This window comes from Variovorax sp. GW821-FHT09A10, from assembly GCF_059418385.1.
The window spans coordinates 557,372-579,479 of the sequence record NZ_JBWKPT010000003.1; the positions used below are offsets into that span (position 1 = coordinate 557,372).

A 22,108-nucleotide genomic window follows, 5' to 3' on the forward strand; every position below is an offset into this window, starting at 1 on the left:
ACGAACCCGGGCGCCGCGAGGGCGCCCGCGGGAGGTCACTTCCAGAGGGCGCAGCGGCTTTCGGCCTTGGTCGTGAAGACTTCTTCGCCCTTGAGCTTCTGGACCACCTTGTAGTAGTCCCACGGCTGCTTGGATTCGGCCGGCGACTTGACCTGCATCAGGTACATGTCGTGCACGAAGCGGCCGTCGGGGCGGATGACGCCCTTGCCGTAGAAGTCGTCGATCGGCGTGGACTTGAGCGTGGCCATGACCTTGTCGGCATCGACCGTCTTGGAAGCCTGCACGGCCTTCAGGTAAGTCATGGTGGCCGAGTAGTCGGCGGCCTGGATGTCGGTGGGCATGCGCTTGGTCTTCTCGAAGAAGCGCTTGCCGAAGGCGCGCGTCTTGTCGTCCAGGTTCCAGTCCCAGCTGGTGGTGAGCAGCAGGCCTTCGGTGTTCTTCAGGCCCAGGCTGTGCACGTCGGTCACAAAGACCAGCAGGCCGACCATCTTCATGCTCTTGCTGATGCCGAATTCCTTGGCCGCCTTGATGGCGTTGATGGTGTCGCCGCCCGCGTTGGCCAGCGCCAGCACCTGCGCCTTGGAGTTCTGCGCCTGCAGCAGGAACGACGAGAAGTCGGAGGTGTTGAGCGGATGCTTCACGCTGCCCACCACCGTGCCGCCCTTCTCTTTCACGACCTTGGAGGCATCGGCTTCGAGCGCCTGGCCGAAGGCGTAGTCGGCGGTCAGGAAGAACCAGCTCTTGTCGCCGCGCGCGATGACCGCGCTGCCGGTGCCCTTGGCCAGTGCCACGGTGTCGTAGGCGTAGTGCACGGTGTAGGGCGAGCACTGTTCGTTGGTGAGCGCCGAGCTGCCCGCGCCGTTCACGATGAACACGCGCTTCTTCTCCTGCGCCACCTTGGCCATGGCCAGGCCGGTGCCCGAGCTGGTGCCGCCGAACAGCATGGTCAGGCCCTGCGTGTCGATCCACTCGCGCGCCTTGGAGGCGGCGATGTCGGCCTTGTTCTGGTGGTCGGCCTGCAGCAGCTCGATGGGCATGCCGTTGACCTTGCCGCCGAAGTCGTCGATGGCCATCTGGATGGCCAGCGCGCCGTTCTTGCCTTCGACGTCGGCGTACAGGCTCGACATGTCGGTGATGAAGCCGATCTTGACCTTGTCCTGCGCCTGGGCGGCACCGGCGGCCAGCGCGGCGGCGGCGAAAACGGCGGAGAGAGCGAATGTGGTGGTCTTCATGGATGTGGTTCCTGTGGGGTGTTCGGTGGGTGTCGCGTCACTTCCAGAGCGTGCACTTGGACTCGGCCTTGGTGGTGAACACCGTGTCGCCGGGCAGCTTCTTCACGAGCTTGTAGTAGTCCCACGGCGTCTTCGACTCGGCGGGCGACTTGACCTGCATCAGGTACATGTCGTGCACGTAGCGGCCATCGGGGCGGATCTGGCCGGTGCCGAAGAAGTCGTTGAGCTTCATCTTCTTGAGCTCGGCCATGACCTTGTCCGAATCGTCGGTCTTGGCGGCGTCCACGACCTTGAGGTAGGTCATGGTGGCCGAGTAGTCGGCGGCCTGGATTTCGGTGGGCATGCGCTTGGTCTTGTCGAAGAAGCGCTTGGCGAACTTTCGGGTTTCGTCGTTCAGGTCCCAGTACCAGCTGGTGGTGAACTGCAGGCCCTCGGTGTTCTTCAGGCCCAGGCTGTGCACGTCGCTCAGGAAGATCAGCAGGCCGGCCAGCTTCATGGTCTTGCCGATGCCGAATTCCTTGGCCGCCTTGATGCTGTTGACGGTGTCGCCGCCTGCGTTGGCCAGGCCCAGGATCTGCGCCTTGGAGTTCTGCGCCTGCAGCAGGAACGACGAGAAGTCGGAGGCATTGAGCGGATGGCGCACCGCGCCGACGATCGTGCCGCCCTTGGCCTTCACGACGGTGGAGGTGTCGGCTTCGAGCGCGTGGCCGAAGGCGTAGTCGGCCGTCAGGAAGAACCAGGTCTTGCCGCCGCCGTCGACCACCGCGGCGCCGGTGCCCTTGGCGAGCGCGACGGTGTCATAGGCGTAGTGCACGGTGTAGGGCGTGCACTGTTCGTTGGTGAGTGCCGACGAGGCCGCGCCGTTGTTGAAGTACACGCGCTTCTTCTCGGCCGCGACCTTGGCCAGCGCCAGGCCGACGCCCGAGTTGGTGCCGCCGAAGACCATGCTCAGGCCTTGCGTGTCGATCCACTCGCGCGCCTTCGAAGCGGCAATGTCGGGCTTGTTCTGGTGGTCGACGGTGAGCAGCTCGACCGGCTTGCCGGCCGCCTTGCCGCCGAAGTCGTCGATGGCCATCTGGATCGCCACCGCGCCGTTCTTGCCTTCGAGGTCGGCGTACAGGCTGGACATGTCGGTGATGAAGCCGATCTTGACCTTGTCCTGGCCTTGCGCCTGGGCGGACGCTGCGAGCGCCAGTGCACTGAAAGCCAGGGCGAAAGCGGTGAGCTGATTTTTCATGGATGTCTCCGGCAGTGGCAAGAAGGGGTGAAAGAACTCAGACGCCGAGCAGCTCGGTCAGCACAGGCATCTTGGCTTCGAGCTCGGCGGCGCCGAACTTCAGGGCGATACGGCCGTGCTCCATCACGTAGAAGCGGTCGGCCAACGGTGCGGCGAAGCGGAAGTTCTGCTCGACCATGACGATGGTGTAGCCCTTGGCGCGCAGCGTGGTGATCATGCGGGCCAGCGCCTGCACGATGACGGGCGCCAGGCCTTCGGAGATTTCGTCGAGCAGGAGCAGCTTGGCGCCGGTGCGCAGGATGCGCGCCACGGCCAGCATCTGCTGCTCGCCGCCCGACAGGCGCGTGCCCTGGCTGTGGCGGCGCTCGGCCAGGTTGGGGAACATGGCGTAGATCTCGTCGACCGACATGCCCTGCCCCGCGCCCTTGAGCTCGGGCGGCAGCATCAGGTTTTCTTCGCACGAGAGGCTGGCGAAGATGCCGCGCTCTTCGGGGCAGTAGCCGATGCCCAGGTGGGCGATGCGGTGCGTCGCCATCGAGACGGTCTCGACGCCGTTGACCTTGATGCTGCCCTTGCGGGCGCCGGTGAGCCCCATCACGGCGCGCATCGTCGTCGTGCGGCCCGCACCATTGCGGCCCAGCAGCGTGACGACTTCGCCCGGCTGCACGACCATGTCGACGCCGTGCAGCACATGCGATTCGCCGTACCAGGCCTGCAGGCCCTTGATTTCGAGTGCAGCGGTCATGTCAGTGCGCCCCCTGCATTTCGCCGTCGGTGGTGCCCATGTAGGCCTCCATCACCTGTGGGTTCTTCGAGACTTCGGCGTACGGGCCTTCGGCCAGCACGGCGCCGCGCTGCAGCACCGTGATGGTGTCGGCGATGGTCGAGACCACGCTCATGTTGTGTTCGACCATCAGGATGGTGCGTCCGGCCGACACGCGCTTGATGAGCTCGGCCACGCGGTGCACGTCTTCGTGGCCCATGCCCTGCGTGGGTTCGTCCAGCAGCATCAGCTCGGGCTCCATGGCCAGCGTGGTGGCGATCTCGAGCGCGCGCTTGCGGCCGTAGGGCAGGTTCACGGTCTGTTCGTCGGCCAGGTCTTCGAGGCCCACCTCGGCGAGCAGTTCGCGGGCGCGCGCATCGAGAGGCTTGAGCGACTTCTCGCTCTTCCAGAAGTGGTACGAGGTGCCGAGCTTGCGCTGCAGGCCCAGGCGCACGTTCTCGAGCAGCGTGAGGTGCGGGAACACGGCGGAGATCTGGAACGAGCGGATCACGCCGCGCCGCGCGATCTGCGCCGGGCGTTCGCCCGTGATGTCGTGGCCGTTGAACAGGATCGTGCCGGCCGTGGGTTCGAGGAATTTGGTGAGCAGGTTGAAGCAGGTCGTCTTGCCGGCACCGTTGGGGCCGATGAGCGCGTGGATCGAACCGCGCTTCACCGAGAGGTCGACCTTGCTGACCGCGGTGAATCCCTTGAATTCCTTGGTGAGCTGGCGTGTTTCAAGAATGACGTCGCTCATCTCGCGGCGTCGTCCGTGTGCGGAAAAAAGAAATCGGTCATGCGGTCCATCTCAATGCGCCACCATCGAGCGCGGACCGATTGTTGGTGGCTGCTATGCAATTGCATACTGGGGCAAATGCCTATGCTGCACTGCAACCATTCACAGAGTGCGCACCCTCTGTGCGAGCGACTGTCGTCCCGACGACATTGCGCACTGCAGCACGGCCATGTGCGAACGCGCGATGCATGCACGCGCACCGTCATGAGGCCGTCAAACATGCCTGCACGCTTCGTGAAAAACTTGCGCGCCCGCTGCACTGCAACGATGCGCTTTCACCCGGATTGAATCCACCACCGCCATGCCGAACTTCCGCTCACCCGAATTCCTCGCCGGCCACATCGCCCACACGCTGGCGTTCTACGCGCCGCGCAGCCGCGATGCCTCGGGCGGCTTCTTCCATTTCTTCAAGGACGACGGCACGGTGTACGACCGCCGCACGCGCCACCTCGTGAGCAGCACGCGCTTCGTGTTCAACCACGCGATGGCGTGGCGCCGCTTCGGCCGGCCCGACGACCTCGCGGCGGTGCGCCACAGCCTGGCGTTCCTGCAAACCGCGCATGCGCAGCCGAATGGTGGCTATGCATGGCAGATCGACTGGGATGGCCACCAAGCCACCGTGCAGGACGGCACGCAGCACTGCTACGGCCTGGCCTTCGTGCTGCTGGCGCACGCGCATGCGCTGATGGCCGGCGTCGAGGAGGCACGCGCCGGCCTCGCGCACACCCGCGACCTGATGGAACAGCATTTCTGGGAGCCGGCGCACCAGCTGTACGCCGACGAGGCGACGCCAAGCTGGCAGGTCGGCCCCTACCGCGGCCAGAACGCCAACATGCACGCCTGCGAAGCGATGCTTGCGGCCTACGACGCCACGCGCGAGCCCTTCTACCTCGAGCGTGCGCGCACGCTGGCCGAAAGCATCACGGGCCGGCAGGCCGCGCTCGCCGACGGGCTGGTGTGGGAGCACTACCGCGAGGACTGGTCGGTCGACTGGGACTACAACCGCGGCGACAAGACGAACATCTTCCGGCCCTGGGGCTTCCAGACCGGCCACCTCACCGAATGGGCCAAGCTGCTGTTGCAGCTCGAGGGCCATCTCGGGCCCGACGTGCCCGGCACCGAGTGGCTCGTGCCGCGCGCGCGCCACTTCTTCGACACCGCGATGCAGCGCGGCTGGGACGCCGCGCATGGCGGGCTGGTCTACGGCTTCGGGCCCGACGGCGCGGTGTGCGACGGCGACAAGTACTTCTGGGTGCAGGCCGAAAGCTTCGCCGCCGCCGCCCTGCTCGCAGTGCGCACGGGCGATGCCGGCTACTGGGACTGGTACGACCGGATCTGGGCCTACAGCTGGGACCACTTCGTCGACCACGCGCACGGCGCGTGGTACCGCATCCTCACGCCGCAGAACGCGAAGATCAGCGACGAGAAGAGCCCGGCGGGCAAGACCGATTACCACACGATGGGTGCGTGCCATGACGTGTTGAAGGCGCTGGGGCACGGCGTGAAATAGCCACGCTGATCGTCACGATCCGCACAAATCTTGTGCGGCAACGCATCTACCCCGCAGCGCGCGGGCTGCCTACGCTTCAGGCCTTCTTTCACTCACGCAGAGAACGCATGAAGCACCCCAGCATCCGCAGCCTCACCGGCACCGTGCCGACGAGCCGCCTCGATCCCGCCAGCACGGCGCTGATCGCGATCGATTTCCAGAACGAATATTTCGACGGGCGCATGCCCATTCCCGACGGACTGGCCGCCCTGCGCCAGGCGCGGCGCCTGATCGATGCCGCCGACCGGCATGCGGTGCCGGTGTTCCATGTGCAGCACGTGGCACCCGCCGACAGTCCGATCTTCGCGGACGGCAGCCATGCCTTCGGCATCCACGATGAACTGCGCCCTGCCCCGCAGCACACGGTGTTGCGCAAGGCGACGCCGAGCGCCTTCGCGGGTACTGCGCTCGAGGCCAAGCTGCAGGCGCGCGGCGTCACGACGCTGATCCTCACGGGCCTCATGACGCACATGTGCGTGTCAGCCACCGCCTTCGACGCCGCACCGCGCGGCTACCAGAGCCTCATCGTGGGCGATGCCTGCGCGACGCGCGACCTCGACCTGGAAGAAGGCGGCGTGCTGGGCCACCGCGAACTGCATCGCGCGGCGCTGCGCGGCGTGTCGGATGTGGTGGCCGAGGTGCGCTCGACCGACGAGGTGTTGCGGCTGCTGGAGGCCGGGGCCTGAACAGTCTCAGTCGCCCTGCCCGTCCGCGGGCAGGTAGCGCGCGGCAGCAAAGTCGACAAACGCCCGCACCTTCGGCGACAGGTGCCGGTTCTGCGGATACAGCGCGTACAGGTTCAACGGCTGCTGACGGAACCCGGGCAGCACGCGCACCAGGTCGCCGCGCGCCACAGGGTCGCGCACGAGGAATGCCGGCGACGCCGCCAGCCCTGTGCCCGCCAGCGCGGCGCTGCGCAACACGATCCCGCTGTTGGCCTGCAGCCGCCCGCCGACGTCCACGGTGTGGACGCTGCCGTCCGGCGCGGTGAAGCTGGGCTGGGCGGCCTTCGTGGCCAATGAATAGTTCAGGCAGTCGTGCGCCGTTAGGTCGGCGGGCGTTCGCGGCGTGCCGCGCCGCTGCAGATAGGCGGGCGACGCCACCCACCATTCTTCAAAGCTCGCGAGGCGCTTGACGATCAGCGTCGAATCCGAGAGTGCATACGCCAGTCGCAATCCGACGTCGAAGCCCTCTTCGATCAGGTCGACGAAGCGGTCGTTGCACACGAGGTCCGCCTTGACCTGCGGGTGCGCGTCGAGAAAAGCCGGCAGCCACTGCGCCAGCTCCTCCAGCCCGAAGGACATCGGCGCGTTGATGCGCAGCAGGCCCGTGGGTTCGACCTGGTGCTGCGCCACGACCAGCGCCGCGGTCTCGACCTGGTCGAGGATCTGCCGCGTGTGTTCGTAATAGGTCTGCCCCGCCTGCGTGAGCGCGAAGCGGCGCGTAGTGCGGTTGAGCAGCTGCACGCCCAGCGCCGTTTCCAGCTGCTTGACGTGGCGCGAGACCACCGTGTGCGACACGTCCATCGCGTCGGCCGCGGCGGTGAAGCCGCCGGCCTCCACGACGGCGCGGAACGCCTTCATGGCCGCGAACTGGTCCATGCGCGCGGGCCGTGCGGGGTCAGTGCGCGCCGGCGGCGGCGTCGCCGCCCGCACCGCCCTTTTGCGGCCGCGCCAACCACACCAGCGGAATCAGCAGCAGGAACAGCACCGCCGACGCATAGAAGATGTCGTTCGTCGCGAGCATGAACGACTGCTGGTCGACGAGGCGGTTGATCTGGCCGAGCACCTGCTCGGTGCTGAAGCCGCTGCTCGTCAGCCCCGAGATGGCACTGGTGGCCGCGCTGTTGCCCGGGTTCACCGACTCCACGAGCTGTGCGTGGTGCAGGGCCGCGCGGCTGTCCCACAGCGTGGTGGCGATCGACGTGCCCATGGCGCCCGCCGTGATGCGCAGGAAGTTCGACAGCCCCGACGCGGCCGGGATGCGGTCGGGCGTGAGGCCCGACAGCGTGATGGTCACGAGCGGAATGAAGAAGAACGCCATCGCGATGCCCTGGATGATCGTCGGGATGATGATCGTCACGAAGTCGGCCTGCGTGTTGAAGTTCGAGCGCATCCATAGCACCAGCGCGAACACGAGGAACGAGAAGGTCGCGTAGCGGCGCGGGTCGATCTTGGAGACCGTGAGGCCCACCACCGGCGAGAAGAAGATCGCCAGCAGCCCCACGGGCGCCATGATCATCCCCGCCTGCGTGGCGGTGTAGCCCATCCACTGCTGCAGCCACAGCGGCAACAGCACCACGTTGCCGAAGAACAGGCCGTAGGCGATGGCCGTGGCCACCGCACCCGACCAGAAGTTGCGGCGCTTGAACAGCGACAGGTCGACCACCGGGTGCTTGTCGGTCAGCTCCCAGACCAGGAAGAAGGCGAAGCCGACCGCGGCGACCACGGCCATCGTGACGATCTCGGCCGAGTGGAACCAGTCGAGCTCCTTGCCCTTGTCGAGCATGAGCTGCAGCGAGCCCACCCACAGCACCAGCAGCGCCAGGCCGATGGCGTCGATCGGCACCTTGTGCGTCTTGCTCTCGCGCTTGTGATACAGCGTCCAGGTGATGGCCGCGGCCACGATGCCGACCGGGATGTTGATGTAGAAGATCCACGGCCACGAGATGTTGTCGGTGATCCAGCCGCCGAGCAGCGGCCCCATCACGGGCGCGACCAGCGTCGTCATCGACCACATCGCCATGGCCAGGCCGGCCTTGGCCTTCGGATAGCTCGACAGCAGCAGCGTCTGCGACAGCGGGATCATCGGTCCCGCCACGAAGCCCTGCAGCGCGCGAAACAGGATGAGCGTGGTCATGTTGGGCGCCAGGCCGCACAGCAGCGAAGCGACCATGAACAGGATCACGCTGGCCATGAACAGGCGCACCTGGCCGAAGCGCTGGGTCATGAAACCCGTGAGCGGCACCGCGATGGCGTTGGCCACCGCGAAGCTGGTAATGACCCAGGTGCCTTGCGTGGTGCTCACGCCGAGGTCGCCCGAGATGGCCGGCAGCGACACGTTCGCGATCGACGAGTCGAGCACGTTCATGAAGGTGGCGGCGGACAGCGCGACCGTGCCCCACACGCGGGCGGAGCCCTCGAGCGGGGGGTGCGCGATGTAAGCAGGAGCAGCAGTGGCCATGGCGCGGGCTGTGAGGGTTCAGCGAGTACGCGCTGCGATCAGCCCGGCTGGCCCTGCGTGGCGGCGTGCGCGGCCGGTGCCGCAGTGGCTGCGGCCGGACGGCTCACGGCCGCCGTGGGCGCGCCGCGACCGAGGTTGGCGGCCACGATGCGGTCCACCTCGGCGTCGGCGCCGCGGTCGAGCTGGCTGTAGACCTGCGTCTGCGCGAAGGCGGTGCTGCGCGGCGCGTCGGCCAGCATCTTGCCGGTCTTCTGCGTGATGTCGATCTCGGCGTCCATCGACAGGCCGATGCGCAGCGGGTTGGCCTTGAGCTGCTCGGGGTCGAGCGCGATGCGCACGGGCACGCGCTGCACCACCTTGATCCAGTTGCCGGTGGCGTTCTGCGCCGGCAGCAGCGCAAAGGCGGCGCCGGTGCCCACGCCCAGGCCGGCGACCTTGCCGGTGTACTCGACCTTCTTGCCGTACACGTCGGCGGTGAGCTTCACGGGCTGGTCGATGCGGATGTTGCGCAGCTGCACTTCCTTGAAGTTGGCGTCGACCCACAGCTGGTGCAGCGGCACGATGGACATCATCGGCGTGCCGGCGGCCACGCGCTGGCCCAGCTGCACGGTGCGCTTGGCGACGTAGCCGTCGACCGGTGCGGGCATGGCCACGCGCTGCGTGGCGAGGTAGGCCTCGCGCACCTTGGCGGCGGCGGCCAGCACGCTCGGGTGCTGGGCCACGCTGGTGCCCTCGGTCAGCGACTGGTTGCTGGCCAGCGCCTCGCGCGCGGCGACCACGCCGGCCTGTGCGGCGGCCAGTGCGCTCTTGGCGTTGGCCAGCTGCGTCTCGGCGTGGTTGAGTTCTTCCTTCGACACGGCGCCGTTGCCCGACAGCGCGCGGCGGCGCTGCAGGTCGTCCTGCGCCTTGGCGATGTCGCTCTGGGCCTTGGCGATGTCGCTCTGACGCAGCGTGACCTGCGCGGCCAGCGAGCCGTTGTTGGCGTACAGCGTGCGCACCTGGCGCACGGCCTGCGCGAGCGCTGCCTCGGACTGCTCGAGCGCCACCTTGGCGTCGGCCGGGTCGAGCTGCACCAGCGGCTGGCCGGCTTTCACGAAGTCGGTGTCGTCGGCGCCGATGGCCATGACGGTGCCGCCGATCTGCGGCGTGATCTGGATGACGTTGCCCTGCACGTAGGCGTTGTCGGTGTTCTCGTAATGGCTGGCGACCAGCCATTCGTACAGGCCCCAGCCGCCGCCGGCGACCACCACGACGGTGGCGAGGACGGTGAGTGCGCGGCGGCGCTTGCCGTTGCTGGCAGGCGCCTCGGGCGCTGCGGGGGTGGGCACGGGGGAAGCGGATGTCGGAGTGTTGTTATCGCTCATGATGGAGTTCTTTCCGAAGAAGGCGGATCAGCAAATCAGTTCTGGGTGGCGGCCGTCGGGGCCGCAGCCGTCGCGGTGGCCGGCGGCTGCCAGCCGCCGCCCAGGGCGCGCGCCAGGCCCACCTGCGTGTCGAGGGCGCGGGCCGCCAGGTCGACCGCGAGGCGGCGCTGGGCCAGCACGGCGGTTTCGGCGGTCAGCACGTTGAGGTAGTTGCCCAGGCCCGCGCGGTAGCGCTGCACGGCAATGTCGTAGGCGCCTTCGGCGGCCGTCTGCGCGGCGCGCTGCTCGGTCTGCTGGCGCACGATCGACTGCGCGCTCGACACCTGGTCGGCCGCGTCGCGCACGGCGTCGAGCACGGTGGCGTTGTAGCTTTCGATGGCCACGTCGAGGTCGGCCGACTTGCCGCTCAGGTTGGCGCGCAGGCGCCCGCCTTCGAAGATCGGCAGGTGGATGGCCGGGCCCACGCCCCACTGCTCGCTGCCCGACTTGAGCAGCCTGCCGAAGCCCAGGCTCTGGAAGCCGGCAAAGGCCGTGAGGTTCACGTTGGGATAGAACTGGGTCTTGGCATTGGCGACGTCGCTGGTGGCGGCTTCGACGCGCCAGCGCGCGGCGGCGATGTCGGCGCGGCGGCCCAGCAGGTCGGCCGGGATGTTCGCCTGCAGCGCCATCGGCTTCACGCCCGCGAGCACCGGCGGCTTGAGCGAAGCCGACACGTTGGGCTGGCCCACGAGCGCATCGAGCGCGTGCTGCTGCAGCGCGATCTGCTCGTTGAGCGCTTCGATCTGCTGACGGGCCTCGGGCAGGCCGCCTTCGCTCTGGCGCAGTTCGAGGCGCGTATCGAGGCCGGCCGAGACGCGGTCGCGCACCAGCTTGAAGGTCTCGTCGCGCTGGGCCAGCGTGCGCTTGGCCACCTCGACCTGCTCGTTCAGGCGCGCCCACTGGAAGTAGCTGCGCGCCACGTTGCTCGCGAGCAGCACGCGGGCGGCATCGGCATCGGCTGCGGCTGCGTTGGCCACTCCGAGGGCGGTGTCGAGTGCGCTGCGGTTCTTGCCGAAGAAGTCGAGTTCCCAGCTCGCGCCGAGCTGCAGCAGGCCGATGTTCTGGATCGAGCCACCCAGCGGTGCGGGGTAGATGTAGTTGCTGTTGAACTTCTGGCGGTTCAGGTTGAGGTCGGCACCGACCTTGGGCAGCAGCGCCGCGCCGGCGATGTCCGCCGAAGCCTGGGCACGCACGAGGCGCGCACGCGCAACCTGCAGGTTCGGGTTGCCGGCCACGGCCTGGTCGACCAGCGCATTGAGCTGGCTGTCGCCGAAGGCCTGCCACCACTGGCTGTCCAGGCTGGGCACGGTGGCGCGCGCGGGGTCGGCCGCGATGCCGAGCGTGGTCGCATCGCGCATCTTGGCGTGCGAGCCGATGCCGGCCATGTCGGCACAGCCGGCGAGCGCAACCACCGCCAGCGCGGCGGCCACGACGGGCGTGCGGCGCAGCGCGCGCACGGCGAAAGACTCAGTCATTCTTCTCTCCACGGGCCGCGAGGCCCTGTGCGTTGTCGAGGATGCGGCGCAAGTAGTCCTTGAGCTGCTCCCATTCTTCGGGGCTGAAGCCGGCCAGGTACTCGTTCTGCACCCGGCTCAGCACATAGGGCACTTCCTTCGCGGCCGCACGGCCTTCGTCGGTGAGTTCGATGTTGACCACGCGCCGGTCTTCGAGCGAGCGCACGCGCCGGCACAGGCCCTTGGCCTCGAGGCGGTCGAGCAGGCGCGTCATGGCGCCGGTGTCGAGCTCGCAGGCGCGGGCCAGTTCGGCCACGGTGGTGGCGGCGCCGGCGTGCAGCTTGTACAGCGGCACCCACTGCGGGTAGGTGGGGCTGCCGGGCTCGCACATGCGCGTGCCGACGGTCTGGCCGACGGACGTGACGATGCGGCGCATCAGGTAGCCGATGCTCTCTTCGGCGCGGTAGTCCTCGGCGCGATAGAAGGCGGCCGGCGGGCGCGCAGCCTCGTCGGGCGTCGGAGGGACCGGGGAAATGGGGGCATCGCTCATGCCCGAAATATTAATTGTCATGGCAATTACTGTCAAGGCGACCTTTGTGGGGGCAAGGGCTCGGTAGAATTCGCGCCCATGGCTTCTTCCCCTCCGTCGTCCTCCGCAGCCAAGGGTTCGCCCCGCTCGCTGTCGGGGTTGCGCCCCTTCCTTCGCCCCTATCGCGTGCAGATCGTCCTGGCGGGGGTCTTCCTGGTGATGGCGGCCGTCACGACGCTGGCTTTTCCTATCGCCCTGCGCAGCCTGATTGACGGTGGCTTGGTCAGCGCCGACAAGGGCGCGCAGACCATGGCGCTGCGCGAGCACTTCGGCGCCCTCTTCGCGGTGGCCGTGGCACTGGGCCTGTTTTCGGCGGCGCGCTTCTATACGGTGAGCTGGCTCGGCGAGCGTGTCACGGCCGACCTGCGCAACGCGGTCTACGGGCACGTGCTGCAGCAGAGCCCGGCCTTCTTCGAGACCACGCAGACCGGCGAGGTGCTGTCGCGCCTCACGGCCGACACCACGCTCGTGCAGACGGTCGTCGGCTCGTCGCTGAGCATGGGCCTGCGCAACGCCGTCATGGGCATGGGCGCGCTGGCGGTGCTGGTCTGGACCAACCCTTATGTGATGGTGCAGGTGCTCGGCATCCTGGTGCTGGTGGTGCTGCCGAGCATGTGGTTCGGCCGCCGCGTGCGCAAGCTGTCGCGCGCCAGCCAGGACCGCGTGGCCGACTCGAGCGCGATCGCGGCCGAGGTGCTGAACGCAATTCCGGTGGTGCAGAGCTACACGGCCGAAGGCCGCGAGGCCGACCGCTTCAACAGCTCGACCGAAAACGCCTTCCATACCGCCGTGCGCCGCACGCGCGCGCGCTCGGTGCTCGTGGCCTTCATCATCATCGCCACCTCGGCCGCCCTGCTCTGGGGCCTGTACGAAGGCACGCAGGCCGTGCTGCGCGGCGACATCACGGCCGGCCACCTGGGCCAGACCGTGGTCTACGTGGCGATCCTGGCGAGCGCCACGGCCGTGCTCGGCGAGGTGTACGGCGACCTGCTGCGCGCGGCCGGCGCCACCGAGCGCCTGATGGAACTGCTGCATGCGCCGACGGCCATCGCCTCGCCCACCAGGCCGGCGGTGGCGCCGGTTCCCGCCGCGGGCAGCGCGATCCGCTTCGACGCCATCACCTTCCACTACCCTTCGCGGCCGGGCACGCCGGCGCTGCGCGACTTCAGCCTGGACATCGCACCCGGCGAGACCGTGGCGCTGGTGGGATCGAGCGGCGCGGGCAAGAGCACGGTGTTCCAGCTGCTGCTGCGCTACTACGACCCGCAGTCGGGCCGCATCGTGCTCGACGGTGCGTCGCTCGATGCGCTCGCGCTGCACGACCTGCGCACCCGCATCGGCCTCGTGCCGCAGGACGCGGTGATCTTCTCGGCCAGCGCCTTCGAGAACATCCGCTACGGCCGGCCTGACGCCAGCGCCGAGGAGGTGCACGCCGCGGCGCGCGCCGCCTTCGCGCACGACTTCCTGCAGGCCCTGCCCGAGGGCTACGACACCTTCCTGGGCGAACGCGGCGTGCGGCTGTCGGGCGGCCAGCGCCAGCGCATCGCCATCGCGCGGGCCATCCTGAAGAACCCGCCGCTACTGCTGCTGGACGAAGCCACCAGCGCGCTCGACGCCGAGAGCGAGCGCATGGTGCAGGCCGCGCTCGAATCGGCGATGGAAAACCGCACCACGCTCGTGATCGCCCACCGGCTGGCGACCGTGCAGAAGGCCGACCGCATCATCGTGCTGGACCACGGCGGCATCGTCGAACAGGGAACGCACGCGGCGCTGGTGGCGCAAGGCGGCGTGTACGCGCGGCTGGCCGCGCTGCAGTTCACGGCCTGACCCGATCGGGTCGGTCGCTCAGTTACTGCAGGGTTTCTTTGAGCGCCGCCGGAATCGGCAGCGCCATCACCGGAATGCCTTCGTCGAGCAGCGCCTCGGTCTGCTCCGGCGTGGCCTGGCCGCGGATGCCGCGCTCGGCGGTTTCGCCGTAGTGCATCTTGCGCGCCTCGTCCGCAAAGCGGTCGCCGACGTCTTCGGTCTTGGCCAGCACCTCGCGCACGGCGCGCATCCAGCGGGCTTCGGGTGAAGTCGCGGTTGCGGAGACTTGAGTGGACGGCGATGCAGGTGCCGACGGCGCGTGGGCCGCGTCGCGCCCTTCTTCCTTCGGCGCCTTGGCGTTGCTCAGGTTCAGGCGGGGTGCACTCAGCAGCTTGACGATCGCGGTGTCGCCGCAGACCGGGCACTCGACCAGGCCGCTTGCGAGCTGGCTGTCGAACGCCTCGTTGGACGCGAACCAGCCCTCGAAGCCATGGCCGTGCGTGCAGCGGAGATCGAGGACCTTCATGCGCGGATTATCCCGCGCCGCCTTGCGAGGCTGCGGCCTGCCAATCCAGTGCCCATGCGCCCGACAGGACGTTCTGCAGCCACAGGGCGCAGGTGAGCGTCTTCGCGTCGGTCACGGTGCCGTCGCGGCACCAGCCGATGAGCTCCTGCGGCGTGGCGGTGAACACGTCGAGAAACTCGCCGTGGTCGAGCTGGCGTTCGCCCAGCGAGAGGCCGCGTGCGAAGTAGATGTGGATGATCTCGGTCGAGTACGCCACCGCCAGGTGCGTGGCGCCCGCATGCGCCCATTCGCGCGCGGTGTAGCCGGTTTCCTCGAGCAGTTCGCGCTGGCCGCACAGCAGCGGATCTTCGCCGGCGTCGAGCTTGCCCGCGGGAAACTCGACGATCACCTGGTCCACCGGATAGCGGAACTGGCGCTCCAGCACCACGCGGCCGTCATCGAGCAGCGGAATCACCACCACCGCGCCGGGATGCACCACGTACTCGCGCGTGGCGCTGTGGCCATCGGGCAGGCGGATGGTGTCGCGCTTGGCGTGCAGGAACTTGCCCTTGAAGAGCTCTTCGCTGCTGACGAGCGCTTCCTTCAGATGCGAATCGGGTGCAGGAGAAGTCATGTCGGTCAGTGCCTGTGCTTCATCAGGTAGCGCCAGGTGAACCCCGGGAAGGCCAGCACGACGAACAGCGAAGCCGTCACCGCGTAGAACTCCCAGCCCTGGGCCGAGATCTGCCCTGCCCTGCGTTCGAACAGCAGGCCGATGCCGCCCGCAATGAAGTACAGCACCACCAGTTCGCCGAAGCGGATGGCGAGCGACTTGTGCGCAGTCGACAGCGGCACCGCCCCGAACAGACGCTCATTCAGGAACGGCAGGTTGGCGGCCACCAGGGCCACCATCAGCACCACCCAGACCGACGCGGTTTGCGACACCTGTGCGGGCCGCGTCAGTGGGCCAGCGTGGCCGCGATGGCGTCATAGCACAGCGTCATCAGACCGCCGGGCACCACGCCAAGAATCAGGATCAGCGCGCCGTTGATCGTGAGCACGGTGCGCACGTCGAACGAGGCCGACACGGTGGTCGCCGTGACGGGTGCGTCGAAGTACATGACCTTGACCACGCGCAGGTAGTAGAACGCACCGATCAGCGAGGTGATCACGGCGAACACAGCCAGGCCGATGTAGATGGCAGCGCCCGAGGCGATCAGTGCCTGCAGCACGGCCAGCTTCGCGTAGAAGCCGACCAGCGGCGGCAGACCGGCCAGCGAGAACATCGCGATGGCCATCACGCCGGCGTACAGCGGGCTGCGCTGGTTCAGGCCGGCCAGGTCGGTGATCTCTTCGCTTTCGAAGCCTTCACGCGCCAGCAGCAGGATGATGCCGAAGCTCGCCAGCGTGGTCAGCACGTAGGTGATGACGTAGAACATCGAGGCGCTGTAGGCGGCCTGGGCGTTCTGCGTGCCCTGCTGGTCGGAACCCGCCACCAGGCCCAGCAGCATGAAGCCCATCTGCGCGATGGTCGAGTAGGCCAGCATGCGCTTGAGGTTGCTCTGCGCAATGGCGGCGAGGTTGCCGATCACCAGCGAGGCGATCGCCAGCACGGCGAGCATCTGCTGCCAGTCGATGGCCAAGGGCTGCAGGCCGTCGACCAGCAGGCGGATGATGATGCCGAAGGCAGCCAGCTCGGGCGCGGCGCCGATCAGCAGCGTGATCGCCGTCGGCGCGCCCTGGTAGACGTCGGGCACCCACATGTGGAACGGAGCGGCACCGACCTTGAACGCCAGGCCCGCCACGATGAAGACCAGGCCGAACACCAGCACCTGATGATTCACCTTGCCGGTCGAGATCGCCTTGAACACTTCGTTGAGGTCGAGCGAGCCGGTCGCGCCGTACATCATCGACAGGCCGTACAGCAGGAAACCGCTGGCCATGGCGCCGAGCACGAAGTACTTCATGGCGGCTTCGCTGGCCACTGCGTTGTCGCGGCGCAGGGCCACGAGCGCGTAGCTCGACAGCGTGAGCAGTTCCAGGCCGAGGTAGATCAGCAGGAAGTTGCTGCCGCCGATCATCACGAACATGCCCAGCAGCGCCAGCATGCTGATCGTGAACATTTCGCCGCCGCGCAGCATCTCGCGGTCGGCCGCATAGGGACGGCCGTAGACCAGCGTCACCATCAGGGCGAGCGAGGCGAAGCACTTGAGCCAGTTGCCCATCGAGTCGCTCACCACCATGCCGCCGAAGCCGTAGGAGGTCTTGCCGCCGACAGCAGCCAGGCCCGTGAGCACAGCCACCGCCGCCAGCGTGAGCAGCGTCAGGATGTAGGTGCGGGTGCGGCGCGGGCTCGTGTCCGACAGGTCGACCAGCGCAATGATGCAGGCCATGACCAGCAACACGATTTCGGGGTAGATCGTCACCCAGCTGAGTTTGTCAATCATCTCGTTCTCTTCTTCAGCGTGGCATCAGACGGGCAGCTTCGAAATCGCCACGTGGCGAAGAAGCTCGACGACGGAGGCATCCATCGCGTCGGTGAAAGGCTTCGGGTACAGGCCCATCCACAGCACGGCGATCGCCAGCAGCGAGAGCATCAGGAATTCGCGGGCGTTGATGTCCTTCAGTTCCTTGACGTGATCGTTGCCGACCGGGCCCAGGTACACGCGCTTGTACATCCACAGGGTGTAGGCAGCGCCGAAGATCAGTGCGGTGGCAGCGCCCAGGCCGATCCAGAAGTTGGCCTTCACGGCGCCCAGGATGACCATCCATTCGCCCACGAAACCGGCGGTGCCCGGCAGGCCGCAGTTGGCCATGGCGAACAGCAGCGCGAACGCGGCGAACTTGGGCATGGTGTTGACCACGCCGCCGTAGTCGGCGATCTGGCGCGAGTGCACGCGGTCGTACAGCACGCCGATGCCCAGGAACATGGCGCCCGACACGAAGCCGTGGGCAATCATCTGCACGATGCCGCCGGACACGCCGAGTTCGTTGAAGATGAAGAAGCCCAGTGTCACGAAGCCCATGTGGGCGACCGACGAGTACGCCACCAGCTTCTTCATGTCCTGCTGCACCAGCGCCACCAGGCCCACGTAGATCACGGCGATGAGCGACAGCGCGATCATGAGCCACGCCCATTCGTGCGAGGCGTCAGGCGCGATGGGCATCGAGAAGCGCAGGAAACCGTAGGCACCCAGCTTCAGCATGATCGCAGCCAGCACGGCCGAGCCGCCCGTGGGGGCCTCGACGTGCACGTCGGGCAGCCAGGTGTGGACCGGCCACATCGGCACCTTGACGGCGAAGGCCGCGAAGAAGGCGAAGAACAGGAAGGTCTGCGCGGTCGAACCCAGCGGCAGCTTGTGCCAAGCCAGGATGTCGAAGCTGCCACCCGACTTGTTGTACAGGAAGATCAGTGCGACCAGCATCAGCAGCGAGCCGAGCAGCGTGTACAGGAAGAACTTGAACGCCGCGTAGATCTTGTTCGGGCCGCCCCAGATGCCGATGATCAGGTACATCGGGATCAGCGTGGCTTCGAAGAACACGTAGAACAGGATGCCGTCGAGCGCCGAGAACACGCCGATCATGAAACCCGACAGGATCAGGAACGCGCCCATGTACTGGTTCACGCGCTCGGTGATCACTTCCCAGGCCGAGATCACGACCACGACCGTGATGAACGAGGTCAGCAGCACCAGCCACAGCGACATGCCGTCGATGCCCAGGTGGTAGTTGACGTTGAAGCGCGAGATCCAGCTCGTCTTCTCGACGAACTGCATCGCGGCGGTTCCGTTCTGGAAGCGCGTGAACAGCGGCACCGTGACCAGGAAGCTCACGATGGCACCGACGAGCGCGACCCAGCGCACGCCCTTGGCGTGCTCGTCGCGGCCAAACGCCAGCAGCACGGCGCCGAATGCGATCGGCACCCAGATGGCAAGGCTCAACAAACCCATTTTTCTTTTTCTCCAGCGTTCGGGCTCAACGTTTGAACCAGACGAAGTACGTCATCAGGATGAAGATGCCGAGCAGCATCGCGAAGGCGTAGTGATAGATGAAGCCCGACTGCAGCCAGCGCACGACACCGGCCACACGCCCCACCACTTTCCAGGAACCGTTGACGATCGCGCCGTCGATCAGGGCCTGGTCGCCGCCCTTCCACAGGCCCGTGCCGAGCAGGCGCGCACCGCGGGCGAGGATGTTCTCGTTGATCCAGTCGAGGTAGTACTTGTTCTCGAGCAGGTTGTAGATCGGGCTGAAGGCGCGCTTGATGGCGGCCGGCAGTGCCGGGTTCATCATGTACATGTAGTACGACAGCGCCACGCCGGCCAGCGCCAGCCAGAACGGTGCGGTCTGCAGGCCGTGGATCGCCATGGCGACCGGACCGTGGAAGGCTTCCTTCAGCTCGCCCATCGCGTGGTGCTTGGCACTGTCCACGAAGATCGCGTCCTTGAAGAAGCTGCCGAACAGCATCGGGTCGATCGTCATGAAGCCGATCACCACCGAGGGGATCGCCAGCAGCACCAGCGGCAGCCAGACCACCATCGGCGATTCGTGCGGCTTGTGGGCGTCGTGGCCATGGCCGTGATCGTCGTGACCATGGGCATCGTGCGCATGGTCGTCATGGTGCGCATCGGGGTTCTGGTCGTAGCGTTCCTTGCCGTGGAAGACCAGGAAGTACATGCGGAACGAGTAGAACGCCGTCACGAACACGCCGGCCAGCACCGCGTAGTAGGCGAACTGCGCGCCCCACAGGTGGCTTTCATGCACGGCCTCGATGATGCTGTCCTTCGAGTAGAAGCCCGAGAAGAACGGCGTGCCGATCAGTGCGAGCGAACCCAGCAGCGAGGTGATCCAGGTGATGGGCATGTACTTGCGCACGCCGCCCATCCAGCGGATGTCCTGGTTGTGGTGCATGCCGATGATCACCGAGCCCGCACCGAGGAACAGCAGCGCCTTGAAGAAGGCGTGCGTCATCAGGTGGAACACCGCGACCGAGTAGGCCGAGGCACCGAGCGCCACCGTCATGTAGCCCAGCTGCGAGAGCGTCGAGTACGCGACCACGCGCTTGATGTCGTTCTGGATGATGCCCAGGAAGCCCATGAACAGCGCGGTGATGGCACCGATCACGAGGATGAAGCTCAGGGCCGTGTCGCTCAGCTCGAACAGCGGCGACATGCGCGCCACCATGAAGATGCCGGCCGTCACCATGGTCGCCGCGTGGATCAGCGCCGAGATGGGGGTCGGGCCTTCCATCGAGTCGGGCAGCCACACGTGCAGTGGGAACTGGGCGCTCTTGCCCATCGCGCCGATGAACAGGCAGATGCAGATCACCGTGATGAGCATCCACTCGGTGCCCGGGAAGGTGATGCCGGCCAGCGTGTGCGCCTTGGCGAAGGCTTCGCCGTAGTTCAGCGTGCCGGCGTAGGCGGCGATCAGGCCGATGCCCAGGATGAAGCCGAAGTCACCCACGCGGTTGACCAGGAAGGCCTTCATGTTCGCGAAGATGGCCGTGGGCTTGTTGAACCAGAAGCCGATCAGCAGGTACGACACCAGACCCACCGCTTCCCAGCCGAAGAACAGCTGGAGCATGTTGTTGCTCATGACGAGCATCAGCATCGAGAAGGTGAACAGCGAGATGTACGAGAAGAAGCGGTTGTAGCCGTCGTCTTCTTCCATGTAGCCGATGGTGTAGATGTGGACCATCAGCGACACGAAGGTCACGACGCACATCATCATGGCCGTGAGGCCGTCGACCAGGAAGCCGACCTCCATCTTCAGGCCGCCGACGATCATCCACTCGTAGAGCGTCTGGTTGAAACGGGCACCGTCGACGATGACCGACTTCAGCGTCAGCGCCGAGATCACGAAGGCGACGAACACGCCCAGGATGGTCAGCGAATGCGTGACCTTGCGGCCGATGTGGTTGCCGCCGAACTTCGTGCCGAACAGGCCGGCAAGTGCGGCGCCGACCAGGGGTGCCATCGGCACGGCCAGCAAGGTGGATGCGGAAAGGGTTGCGCTCATACTGCTGTCAACCCTTGAGCGAGTTGAGTTCGTCGACGTTGATGCTCGACTTGTTGCGGAACAACAGGACCAGCAACGCGAGGCCGATGGCCGATTCGGCCGCCGCCACCGTCAGGATGAAGAACACGAAGATCTGGCCGTGCATGTCGCCCAGGTAGTGCGAGAAGGCCACGAAGTTCATGTTGACCGCGAGCAGCATCAGCTCGATGGCCATGAGCAGCACGATCAGATTCTTGCGGTTCAGGAAGATGCCGATCACCGACAGCGCGAAGAGCATCGCGCCGAGCGAGAGAAAGTGTCCGAGCGTGAGCGTCATGCCTTGTTTTCCTTTGCAGCTGCATCCGCTGCCGGGGCCTCGACCACCGGCTCGGCCGCACGCGTGACGGGCATCTGCACGATGCGCACGCGGTCGCGCGCCTTCACGCGCACCTGGTCCGACGGGTTGACGTACTTGCTGTCCTTGCGGGTGCGCAGCGTCAGTGCAATGGCGGCAATGATGGCCACCAGCAGGATGACCGCGGCGATTTCCAGCGGATAGAGGTATTCGGAATACAGCAGCTTGCCCAGCTCGAGCGTGTTCGAGCTGTTGGGCGAGGTCGTCGCCATGGCGCGCGGGCCTTCGCCCAGGCGGAAGCCGCCCATGAGCACGGCGGCCATTTCGAGCGCGATGAGCGCGCCGATGCCTGCGGCCAGCGGGAAGTGTTTCCAGAAGCCCTCTCGCAGGCCGTCGACGTCGATGTCCAGCATCATCACGACGAACAGGAACAGCACCATCACGGCACCGACGTACACCAGCACGAGCGAGATCGCCAGGAACTCGGCGCGCAGCAGCAGCCAGATGGCCGAGGCCTGGAAGAAAGCCAGCACCAGGTACAGCGCGGCGTACACGGGGTTGCGGGAGGTGATGACGCGGAAGGCTGCAAACAGCAGCACCGCGGCAAACAGATAGAACAGACCGGTCTTGACGTCCATTGGAATTCGATTGGTACGGGTTTCGAGCGGAGCCGGCTCAGCGGTACTTGGCGTCGGCCGCCTTGTTCGCCGCGATTTCTTTTTCGTAGCGGTCGCCCACGGCCAGCAGCATGTCCTTGGTGAAGTACAGGTCGCCGCGCTTTTCGCCGTGGTATTCGAAGATGTGCGTCTCGACGATCGAGTCGACTGGGCAGCTCTCTTCGCAGAAGCCGCAGAAAATGCACTTGGTCAGGTCGATGTCGTAGCGCGTGGTGCGGCGCGAGCCATCGTCACGCACGTCGGATTCGATGGTGATGGCCAGTGCAGGGCACACGGCCTCGCACAGCTTGCAGGCGATGCAGCGCTCTTCGCCGTTCTCGTAGCGGCGCAGCGCGTGCAGACCGCGGAAGCGCGGCGACAGCGGCGTCTTCTCTTCGGGGAACTGGACGGTGATCTTGCGCGCGAAGGCGTACTTGCCCGTGATGGCCAGGCCCTTGAACAGTTCGAACAGCATGAAGCTGCCCAGGAAGTCCTTGAGCGAGAACGGTGCGGAGGCCAGCTTGGAGGTGCGTCCAAGCCCTCCGGCGGTGTGTGAAGCAGTCATGATGTCGTCGCTTCCTGC

General features: G+C 66.7%; 21 protein-coding genes. 3 read left to right on the plus strand and 18 right to left on the minus strand.

The window, feature by feature from the left end:
- Nucleotides 1–35 precede the first annotated feature (35 nt).
- Genes AC07Q9_RS15825 through AC07Q9_RS15840 form a run of 4 tightly spaced genes read right to left on the minus strand, consistent with a single transcriptional unit; the run spans nucleotide 36 to nucleotide 3,986 of the window.
- Complete coding sequence (locus AC07Q9_RS15825; protein WP_489058731.1) at nucleotides 36–1,232, minus strand: ABC transporter substrate-binding protein; 1,197 nt, start codon at nucleotides 1,230–1,232, stop codon at nucleotides 36–38.
- A gap of 37 nt (nucleotides 1,233–1,269) precedes the next feature.
- Nucleotides 1,270–2,469 (minus strand): ABC transporter substrate-binding protein, encoded by a 1,200-nt coding sequence (locus AC07Q9_RS15830; RefSeq protein WP_495310630.1) that lies wholly within the window; start codon nucleotides 2,467–2,469, stop codon nucleotides 1,270–1,272.
- 37 nt (nucleotides 2,470–2,506) lie between these two features.
- On the minus strand, nucleotides 2,507–3,214 hold the full coding sequence (locus AC07Q9_RS15835; RefSeq protein WP_369630389.1) for an ABC transporter ATP-binding protein: 708 nt from the start codon (nucleotides 3,212–3,214) through the stop codon (nucleotides 2,507–2,509).
- A 1-nt stretch (nucleotide 3,215) separates the two neighbouring features.
- Entirely contained in the window at nucleotides 3,216–3,986 is a 771-nt protein-coding gene (locus AC07Q9_RS15840) for an ABC transporter ATP-binding protein (protein ID WP_307693422.1), read from the minus strand.
- 340 nt (nucleotides 3,987–4,326) lie between these two features.
- On the opposite strand from AC07Q9_RS15840, the gene AC07Q9_RS15845 reads away from it, so the two are divergent.
- Together AC07Q9_RS15845 and AC07Q9_RS15850 are read left to right on the plus strand one after the other, a co-directional pair.
- On the plus strand, nucleotides 4,327–5,535 hold the full coding sequence (locus tag AC07Q9_RS15845) for an AGE family epimerase/isomerase (protein ID WP_495310631.1): 1,209 nt from the start codon (nucleotides 4,327–4,329) through the stop codon (nucleotides 5,533–5,535).
- Between the two features lie 107 nt (nucleotides 5,536–5,642).
- The gene (locus AC07Q9_RS15850; protein ID WP_495310632.1) at nucleotides 5,643–6,260 is read left to right on the plus strand and encodes a cysteine hydrolase family protein; all 618 of its coding nucleotides are present in this window, start codon (nucleotides 5,643–5,645) and stop codon (nucleotides 6,258–6,260) included.
- Between the two features lie 6 nt (nucleotides 6,261–6,266).
- Here AC07Q9_RS15850 and AC07Q9_RS15855 read toward each other — a convergent pair whose 3' ends face one another.
- From AC07Q9_RS15855 to AC07Q9_RS15875, 5 genes are read right to left on the minus strand one after another with little or no spacing between them, the layout of a single operon-like run.
- A complete protein-coding gene (locus tag AC07Q9_RS15855) occupies nucleotides 6,267–7,175 on the minus strand; it encodes a LysR family transcriptional regulator (protein ID WP_495310634.1) in 909 nt (302 codons plus the stop codon).
- Between the two features lie 19 nt (nucleotides 7,176–7,194).
- Nucleotides 7,195–8,757 carry a DHA2 family efflux MFS transporter permease subunit gene (locus AC07Q9_RS15860; RefSeq protein WP_492682727.1) on the minus strand — a complete coding sequence of 521 codons (1,563 nt, stop codon included), beginning with the start codon at nucleotides 8,755–8,757 and terminating at the stop codon, nucleotides 7,195–7,197.
- Nucleotides 8,758–8,795: 38 nt separating this feature from the next.
- Nucleotides 8,796–10,121, minus strand: a complete 1,326-nt coding sequence (locus tag AC07Q9_RS15865) for an HlyD family secretion protein (RefSeq protein ID WP_495310635.1) — start codon at nucleotides 10,119–10,121, stop codon at nucleotides 8,796–8,798.
- A 35-nt stretch (nucleotides 10,122–10,156) separates the two neighbouring features.
- Nucleotides 10,157–11,635 carry an efflux transporter outer membrane subunit gene (locus AC07Q9_RS15870; protein WP_495310637.1) on the minus strand — a complete coding sequence of 493 codons (1,479 nt, stop codon included), beginning with the start codon at nucleotides 11,633–11,635 and terminating at the stop codon, nucleotides 10,157–10,159.
- Nucleotides 11,628–12,164 carry a MarR family winged helix-turn-helix transcriptional regulator gene (locus AC07Q9_RS15875; protein WP_492682733.1) on the minus strand — a complete coding sequence of 179 codons (537 nt, stop codon included), beginning with the start codon at nucleotides 12,162–12,164 and terminating at the stop codon, nucleotides 11,628–11,630. Before AC07Q9_RS15875 ends, AC07Q9_RS15870 begins: the two co-directional genes overlap by 8 nt.
- 78 nt (nucleotides 12,165–12,242) lie before the next feature.
- On the opposite strand from AC07Q9_RS15875, the gene AC07Q9_RS15880 reads away from it, so the two are divergent.
- Nucleotides 12,243–14,030: an ABC transporter transmembrane domain-containing protein gene (locus AC07Q9_RS15880; protein ID WP_495310639.1), complete on the plus strand. Its 1,788-nt coding sequence runs from the start codon at nucleotides 12,243–12,245 to the stop codon at nucleotides 14,028–14,030.
- Nucleotides 14,031–14,052: 22 nt separating this feature from the next.
- On the opposite strand, the gene AC07Q9_RS15885 is transcribed toward AC07Q9_RS15880, so the two are convergent.
- Genes AC07Q9_RS15885 through nuoI form a run of 9 tightly spaced genes read right to left on the minus strand, consistent with a single transcriptional unit; the run spans nucleotide 14,053 to nucleotide 22,090 of the window.
- Complete coding sequence (locus AC07Q9_RS15885) at nucleotides 14,053–14,535, minus strand: DUF1178 family protein (RefSeq protein ID WP_492682735.1); 483 nt, start codon at nucleotides 14,533–14,535, stop codon at nucleotides 14,053–14,055.
- Between the two features lie 7 nt (nucleotides 14,536–14,542).
- A complete protein-coding gene (locus tag AC07Q9_RS15890) occupies nucleotides 14,543–15,148 on the minus strand; it encodes an NUDIX domain-containing protein (protein ID WP_307589250.1) in 606 nt (201 codons plus the stop codon).
- A 5-nt stretch (nucleotides 15,149–15,153) separates the two neighbouring features.
- The gene (locus tag AC07Q9_RS15895) at nucleotides 15,154–15,459 is read right to left on the minus strand and encodes a DUF2818 family protein (protein ID WP_495310641.1); all 306 of its coding nucleotides are present in this window, start codon (nucleotides 15,457–15,459) and stop codon (nucleotides 15,154–15,156) included.
- A 14-nt stretch (nucleotides 15,460–15,473) separates the two neighbouring features.
- Nucleotides 15,474–16,961 carry an NADH-quinone oxidoreductase subunit NuoN gene (nuoN, locus tag AC07Q9_RS15900; protein WP_489058743.1) on the minus strand — a complete coding sequence of 496 codons (1,488 nt, stop codon included), beginning with the start codon at nucleotides 16,959–16,961 and terminating at the stop codon, nucleotides 15,474–15,476.
- A 24-nt stretch (nucleotides 16,962–16,985) separates the two neighbouring features.
- Complete coding sequence (locus tag AC07Q9_RS15905) at nucleotides 16,986–18,464, minus strand: NADH-quinone oxidoreductase subunit M (protein ID WP_487848387.1); 1,479 nt, start codon at nucleotides 18,462–18,464, stop codon at nucleotides 16,986–16,988.
- Between the two features lie 25 nt (nucleotides 18,465–18,489).
- Entirely contained in the window at nucleotides 18,490–20,535 is a 2,046-nt protein-coding gene (gene nuoL, locus AC07Q9_RS15910) for an NADH-quinone oxidoreductase subunit L (protein WP_495310643.1), read from the minus strand.
- A 7-nt stretch (nucleotides 20,536–20,542) separates the two neighbouring features.
- On the minus strand, nucleotides 20,543–20,851 hold the full coding sequence (nuoK, locus tag AC07Q9_RS15915) for an NADH-quinone oxidoreductase subunit NuoK (protein WP_056579591.1): 309 nt from the start codon (nucleotides 20,849–20,851) through the stop codon (nucleotides 20,543–20,545).
- On the minus strand, nucleotides 20,848–21,507 hold the full coding sequence (locus AC07Q9_RS15920; RefSeq protein WP_062475392.1) for an NADH-quinone oxidoreductase subunit J: 660 nt from the start codon (nucleotides 21,505–21,507) through the stop codon (nucleotides 20,848–20,850). The genes nuoK and AC07Q9_RS15920 overlap by 4 nt, the downstream gene beginning before the upstream one ends.
- A 37-nt stretch (nucleotides 21,508–21,544) precedes the next feature.
- Nucleotides 21,545–22,090 (minus strand): NADH-quinone oxidoreductase subunit NuoI, encoded by a 546-nt coding sequence (nuoI, locus tag AC07Q9_RS15925; protein ID WP_062475395.1) that lies wholly within the window; start codon nucleotides 22,088–22,090, stop codon nucleotides 21,545–21,547.
- Nucleotides 22,091–22,108 lie beyond the last annotated feature (18 nt).